General features: G+C 74.1%; 5 protein-coding genes. 2 read left to right on the plus strand and 3 right to left on the minus strand.

Annotated features, from left to right (window positions below; genetic code table 11):
* Position 1 precedes the first annotated feature (1 nt).
* Positions 2-613 (plus strand): TetR/AcrR family transcriptional regulator, encoded by a 612-nt coding sequence (locus QL983_RS09780; protein WP_036313911.1) that lies wholly within the window; start codon positions 2-4, stop codon positions 611-613.
* A 13-nt stretch (positions 614-626) separates the two neighbouring features.
* Here QL983_RS09780 and QL983_RS09785 read toward each other — a convergent pair whose 3' ends face one another.
* The 3 genes from QL983_RS09785 to paaZ form a co-directional block, all read right to left on the minus strand.
* Positions 627-1,562: a hypothetical protein gene (locus tag QL983_RS09785; RefSeq protein WP_036313913.1), complete on the minus strand. Its 936-nt coding sequence runs from the start codon at positions 1,560-1,562 to the stop codon at positions 627-629.
* A gap of 115 nt (positions 1,563-1,677) precedes the next feature.
* Complete coding sequence (locus QL983_RS09790; RefSeq protein ID WP_036313915.1) at positions 1,678-2,610, minus strand: 3-hydroxyacyl-CoA dehydrogenase; 933 nt, start codon at positions 2,608-2,610, stop codon at positions 1,678-1,680.
* A 140-nt stretch (positions 2,611-2,750) separates the two neighbouring features.
* Positions 2,751-4,871, minus strand: a complete 2,121-nt coding sequence (paaZ, locus tag QL983_RS09795) for a phenylacetic acid degradation bifunctional protein PaaZ (RefSeq protein ID WP_230297501.1) — start codon at positions 4,869-4,871, stop codon at positions 2,751-2,753.
* Between the two features lie 277 nt (positions 4,872-5,148).
* Between paaZ and QL983_RS09800 the strand changes: the two genes are divergently transcribed.
* Positions 5,149-6,141, plus strand: a complete 993-nt coding sequence (locus tag QL983_RS09800) for a DUF559 domain-containing protein (RefSeq protein ID WP_036313919.1) — start codon at positions 5,149-5,151, stop codon at positions 6,139-6,141.
* The last annotated feature ends 121 nt before the right edge of the window (positions 6,142-6,262 follow it).

Raw genomic sequence — 6,262 nt, forward strand, 5'->3', positions numbered from 1 at the left:
CGTGCCCCAGAGCAGCCCCACCCCGCGCCGCGGCCGGCCCGGCTATGACCGGCAGACGCTGCTGGCCGAGTGCGTCGAGCTCTTCAACCGGCACGGCTACGAGGCGACGTCCATGGGCATGCTCGCCGCCCACCTGGGCATCTCCAAGTCCGCGATCTACCACCATGTGGAGTCCAAGGAGGCGATCCTCGACCACGCGGTGACGGAGGCGCTCGACGCCCTCGAGGCGTGCCTGGACGATGTGGTGGCCAGCGGGGCCGATGCCGGCGCGCAGGTCGAGGCGGCCATCCGCGGCACGCTCGGGGTGCTGGCGGAGAAGCAGCCCGAGGTGACCCTGCTGCTGCGCCTGCGCGGGAACTCGGCGGTCGAGGTGGCCGCCGTCGAGCGCCGGCGCGAGATCACCCGGCGCTTCGGTGACCTGCTCGAGGCCGCCCAGGCCGCGGGTGCGGTGCGCTCCGACGTGACCCCGCGCAACCTCGCCCGCCTCGCGCTCGGCATGATCAACTCGATCGTCGACTGGTACCGGCCGGATCGCGGCGTTCCCGGCCAGCAGGGACCGGACCAGATGATCGACGCCGTCACGGGCGTGGTGCTCGGGGGTCTGCGGGGCTGAGGGCCCGCTGTCCTCAGCCCTCGCCGTCGAGCGCGGCGAGCACGTCGGCCACGATTGAGGCCGCACGGTCCTCGGCGTCCGCGGGCACCCCGCCGTCCGCGTCGGCCTGGGCCACGGCCACGGTGCGGGCGCCGTCCTGCACGGCAGTGAGGTGGGAGTAGACGGACCCCCCGGGGGCCGGGAGCGCCGTGTACGCGGTGCCGCCCTCGTGCTCGGTCCGCGTCACGCTCTCCACGTCGAGCCCGGCCAGGTCCACCCCGGTGCAGGCCTGCGCCGCCGCTCGGGCGTCCTCCAGGGCGGCGCGGGCGGCCTCCTCCGTGGGGTACACGGTGACGCGCACGCCGAGCGGAGTGACCTCGGCGTCGGGGGACGCCGTGAAGGAGGGCGCCGGTGTCGTGGTGGGCCCGCCGCCGGTCGTGGCGGCCGTCTCCGGCTGGGCCGTGAGCCCCAGGTCCGCCGCCCCGGCCTCGGCGTCCCGCTCCAGATCGGAGCGGGTGGCGTCCAGGCAGGCCTGCTGTTCCGCGCTGCGGGTGGAAGCCGGGCTCGCACCGGCGTCGACCGCCTGCTCCAGGCCGGCGGCCCGCTGGCGCAGCTCCGTCTGCCGCTCCAGCGGCGAGGCGGCGCTCAGCCCCACCTCGGACCCCGGCCCCGCGGCCCGTTGGACGGCGGCCTGCACGGCCAGGGTCCGCTGCCCGTCCAGCGCGGGGGGCATCTCGAGGGACAGGCTGCCCGAGGCGGAGGCGCCGGCCGTGCTCTCCGCCGCGCCCGTGCTCTCCGTGGAGCTGCTGGCCGCGGGCGACGTGGGGGCGGACGAGGCCGCCGTCGTCGTGGACGACGCCGACGAGGGGGCGGGGGAGGAGGGCTCCGCGCCGCCGCCGCCCGCGCACCCGGCGAGGGCGAGCGCGCCCACGGCGAGGGCGCCGAGCAGGGGGAGTCGGGAGGTCGTCATGGCCCGACTCTACGTGCGCTGTGACGGATGCCACAAGGAAGCGGCGGGGGCACGCAACGGGGCCGCCCGATGCGTGGTGCGCACCGGACGGCCCCTGATCCGTCAGCGGAGGAGGTCAGCCGAGCGGGGTGTCCTTGTCGCCCAGGTTCCAGTCCTCCACCGGGCCGAGGTTCTCCCCGTCCGGCCCGTAGCGGTAGAACCCCTGGCCGTCGGCCACGCCGCTGTGGCCCTCGGCGATGCTCTTCTCGAGCAGCTCAGCGAAGCCGAGCTGCCAGTCGACGCCCGTGTTGCGGGAGACGTTGGCGGCCACGTGGAAGCCCACGATGTCATAGGTCTGGAACGGGCCGCGCTCGTTGCCGGTGGCCACGCGCCAGGTGCGGTCGATGTCCGCCGGGTTGCCCACTCCGTGCATGTACAGCTTGGAGCCGGCCTGCAGCCACGGGATGAGCAGGGAGTTGAGGAAGTAGCCCGGGATCTCCTTGCGCACGTGCACGGGGACCATGCCGGTCTCCTCGGCGAACTGCAGGGCTCCCGCGACGGCCTCCGGCGAGGTGGCGGCGGTGCCCATGACCTCGGCGGTGTTCTGCGCCCAGATGCGGTTGGCGTAGTGCAGGGCCAGGAAGCGCTCCGGATGGCCGCTGGCGTCGGCGAAGTCCGAGGGCAGCAGGGAGGAGGTGTTCGTGGCGAACAGGGTCGTGGCGGGGGCGAGCTCGCCCACCTGGGCCCACACCTTGCGCTTGAGCTCCAGGTTCTCCGGGACGGCCTCGATCACGATGTCCGCATCCGCCAGGGCCTCGCCGAGGTCCGAGGTCGGCGTGATGCGGGCGATGGCCTCGTCGAAGCGCTGCGGGTCGTAGCCCTCCCCGAGGTCTGCCTCATAGCCCTGGCGGATCCACGCCCAGCGGCGCTCGATCCCCTCGAGGGCGGCGGGGACGGCGTCGTAGGCCATCACCTTCTTGCCGTGGTACGCCGCCTGCATGATGATCTGCGAACCCAGCACACCGGTGCCCAGCACGGTGACCTGATCAAAACGGGTGAACTCGGACATATATGTCGACCTTCTTCTCTCGCGGTCCGAATGGGACGTACAGGTGAACGTCCCGGGCACGCTCCTTGTTCCCGGGGACGACGACGGGCCGCCCGGCGCGCAGCGGGCGCACGGGACGGCCCGTCGAAGCAGGGGGGGGCTCATCCCTGGGAGGTCTCGGACGGGGCCATCGGCCAGGTCTTGGCCACGAGCGTCAGCACGTCGTACTGGGCGCAGAGCTCGTCCTTCTGGTTGTGGATCCGGCAGTCCCAGGCCACCTCGCCGTACTCGTCGCTCACGCGCGGGGTGATGCGCTTGGCCGTCAGGGTCACGCGGATGGCGTCGTCGTAGGTCACCGGCGTGACGAAGCGCAGGTTCTCCAGGCCGTAGTTGGCCAGCACCGGGCCCGGATCCGGGGCCACGAACAGCCCCGCGGCCCACGAGACCAGCAGGTAGCCGTGGGCGACGCGACGCGGGAAGAACGGGTTGGCCATGGCGGCGTCTTCGTCCGTGTGCGCGTAGAACCTGTCCCCGGTCTCCTCCGCGAAGTCCGTGATGTCCTCCAGGGTGACGGTGCGCAGGCCGGAGGCGAACTGGTCGCCCACCGTCAGCTCGGCCAGGGACTTGTAGAACGGGTGCACGGCCGTGCCGGCCTCCACGTCCTCGCGCGTCACCGTGTGGGCCGCGGCGCCCTGATGCCACACGCCGGTGATGGCCGTGAGCATGTCCGGGGAGCCCTGGATCGCCGTGCGCTGCATGTAGTGCTTCACGGCGCGGACCCCGCCGAGCTCCTCGCCGCCGCCGGCGCGGCCGGGGCCGCCGTGGATCAGCACCGGCACGGGGGCGCCGTGACCGGTGGTGGTCGTGGCGGTCTGGCGGTTCAGGACGTGCACGCGGCCGTGGTGGGCGCCGATCCCGGCGGCGAACGCGCGGGCGGTCTCACCGTCGTTCGTGGCGACCGTGGCCACGAGCGATCCCGAGCCCAGGGCGGCCAGGGCCACGGCGTCGGCCACGTCCGTGTAGCCGATCACCGAGGTGACCGGACCGAACGCCTCGATGCTGTGCACCTCGGGGGTGCGTGCGTCCTCGAAGGTGAGCACCGTGGGGGCGAAGAACGCGCCGGACTCGGCGTCGGCGTCGCCGGTCGAGCCCTCGGGGCCGCCGAGGCGGACCTGACCGCCGGCGTCGACCAGGCGCTGCACCGCGCCGCGGACCTCGCCCTGCTGCTCCTTCGAGGCCAGGGCGCCCATGGTGGTGCCCTCGACGCGCGGGTCGCCCAGGACGACCTTCGCGGCCAGGCGCTCGGTGAGGGCGGCGGTCACGGCCTCGACCCGGTCCTGCGGGACGATCACCCGGCGGATGGCGGTGCACTTCTGGCCGGCCTTGACCGTCATCTCCTGGAAGACGACCTTCACGAACGCCTCGAACTCGGGGGACTCCGGGTCCGCGTCCGGGCCGAGGATGGCGGCGTTGAGGGAGTCGGTCTCCGCGGTGAAGCGGACGCCGCCCTCCTGCACGTTCGGGTGCTTCTTCAGCGTGGCCGCGGTGGCGGCGGAGCCGGTGAACGCGACGTGGTCGCGGTAGTCCAGGTGGTCCAGCAGGTCGCGGGCGGAGCCGGAGATCAGCTGGATCGAGCCCTCGGGCAGCACGCCGGACTCGAGCATCAGCTCGACGCACTTCTGCGTGACGTAGCCGGTGGGGGTGGCCGGCTTGACCACGGTGGGCACGCCGGCGACGAAGGCTGGGGCGAACTTCTCGAGCATGCCCCACACGGGGAAGTTGAAGGCGTTGATCTGCACGGCCACGCCCGGGATGCGCTGGTAGATGTGCTCGCCGATGAAGGAGCCGTCGCGGGAGAGGGGCTCCACGTCCCCGTCGATGATCACGGTGGAGTTCGGCAGCTCGCGGCGGCCCTTCCCGGAGAACGTGAAGAGGGTGCCGATGCCGCCGTCGACGTCGAAGGCGTGGTCGCGCTGCGTGGCGCCGGTGGCGAAGGAGACGTCGTAGAGCTCCTGGACGCGGGAGTTCAGGTAGAGCGCGAGCTCCTTGAGCTTGAGAGCGCGCTCGTGGATGGTCAGCGCGCCCAGGGCCTGCTGGCCGACGGTGCGGGCATGCTCGATGGCGGCGGCCGTGTCGAGGCCGTCGGTGGAGACGCCGGTGAGGCGCGCGCCGGTGTTCGCGTCCGTCACGTCGGTGACCTTGGACGGGTGCGACGGCGTCCACCAGCTGCCGACGACGTAGCTGGGGAGGATCTCCGGGAGGGAGGGGGCGGTGACGGTCACGAGGTCTCCTGGTGTCGGGGGCGCGGACAAGTCCCGACCGATCGGTCGGTTATTGCTCCTCACCCTAGCCGAGACGTGGATCACGCGGGAGGGGGAGCCGGGCCGGTGACGCCGTCGTCGTGGGGAGGGCCTGGCGGCGCAAGCCGTGGCGCCGAGGCCCGCAGACGCGCCGCTGCCGCCAGGACGTAGCGGCGTGTCTGCGGGCCTTGGCGGGGCGTCGTCCACAGATCCCGGCGGACGACGACGGCGGCCCGCCCGGATCGGGCACGCTCGGCGCATGCCCCGCTCGCCCGCGCCCCTGCCCCCGATGCGCTGCGGACTGGACGGCCGCCTCCGCGCTCCGACCGTGTTCTCGACCCCGGCCGCGCGCGAGGCGGGGGTGAGCGCGGCCCGGCTGCGGCGCGGGGACGTGGTCTCCCTCGGCTGGGGGCTCTGGGGCCGGCGCGGCGTCGAACCGGACCCCATGGACCATCTGCGGGCGCTGCAGGATCTGCACCCCGAGGGCGTGTTCAGCCACGTCACGGCCGCCCGGGTGCTCGGCCTGTGGCTGACCGGGCCGCTCGCCGCCGACCGGTCCGTGCACATCGCGACCCCGCGCGGCCACGGCACCGCGTCGAGCCGGGCCGGGATCCGCTCACACCGCCTCCGCGCCGACGCACCGGTGCGGATCGTGGACGGGGTGCGCGTGACCGCACCGGGGTGGACCTTCGTGGACCTCGCCGCGCACGCCGGGCCGCTCGACCATCTCGTCGCGCTGGGGGACAGCATGGTTCGGACCGCCCCGACGGAGGCCCGCCGCCGTCGGCTGCCTCCCGGGGTGACGGACGTGGCCGAGCTGCGCGCCGCCGTCGAGGAACGCGGACGGGTGCGCGGGATCCGCGCGGCCCGGGAGGCGCTGGAGCTCGTCCGCCCCGGGGCCGACTCGCCGCAGGAGAGCCGGCTGCGGGCGCGGCTCGTCCTGGACGGCGTCCCCGAGCCCGCAGTGAACCCGTGCATCCGCCTCGCCACGGGACAGCTGCTGCGCGTGGATCTGGTGTGGGCGGAGGCCAAGGTGGCGGTCGAGTACGACGGCGATCAGCACCGCACGGATCGCCGGCAGTGGCGTGAGGACCGCGAGGGGGACGCCGCCCTGCGCGCGGAGGGATGGGAGGTGATCCGGGTGACCGCCGACGTGTTCCGGCCGGGGCACTGGGAGCTGTTCGTGCGGCAGCTGCGGGGCCTGGTGGCCGCGCGGACGCCGCCGGGCCGAGTGCCGCCGTCGTGGATCTGACCCGCCCAGGCCCGCAGACACGCCGCTACCGCCAGGGCGTAGCGGCGTGTCTGCGGGCTTCGGCGAGAGGGGCGGGAGCCTCGGGCCGGCGTCGACCCCCTGCCCCTCGTCCCCGGACCGG

Source organism: Micrococcus sp. APC 4021 (genome assembly GCF_030407635.1).
Classification (GTDB): domain Bacteria; phylum Actinomycetota; class Actinomycetes; order Actinomycetales; family Micrococcaceae; genus Micrococcus; species Micrococcus luteus.

What these genes read in the sequence shown, in the direction of transcription:
- QL983_RS09785 (WP_036313913.1), bottom strand. Translation starts at nt 1,562, where the DNA reads ATGACGACCTCCCGACTCCCCCTGCTCGGCGCCCTCGCCGTGGGCGCG.
- QL983_RS09790 (WP_036313915.1), bottom strand. Translation starts at nt 2,610, where the DNA reads ATGTCCGAGTTCACCCGTTTTGATCAGGTCACCGTGCTGGGCACCGGT.
- QL983_RS09800 (WP_036313919.1), top strand. Translation starts at nt 5,149, where the DNA reads ATGCCCCGCTCGCCCGCGCCCCTGCCCCCGATGCGCTGCGGACTGGAC.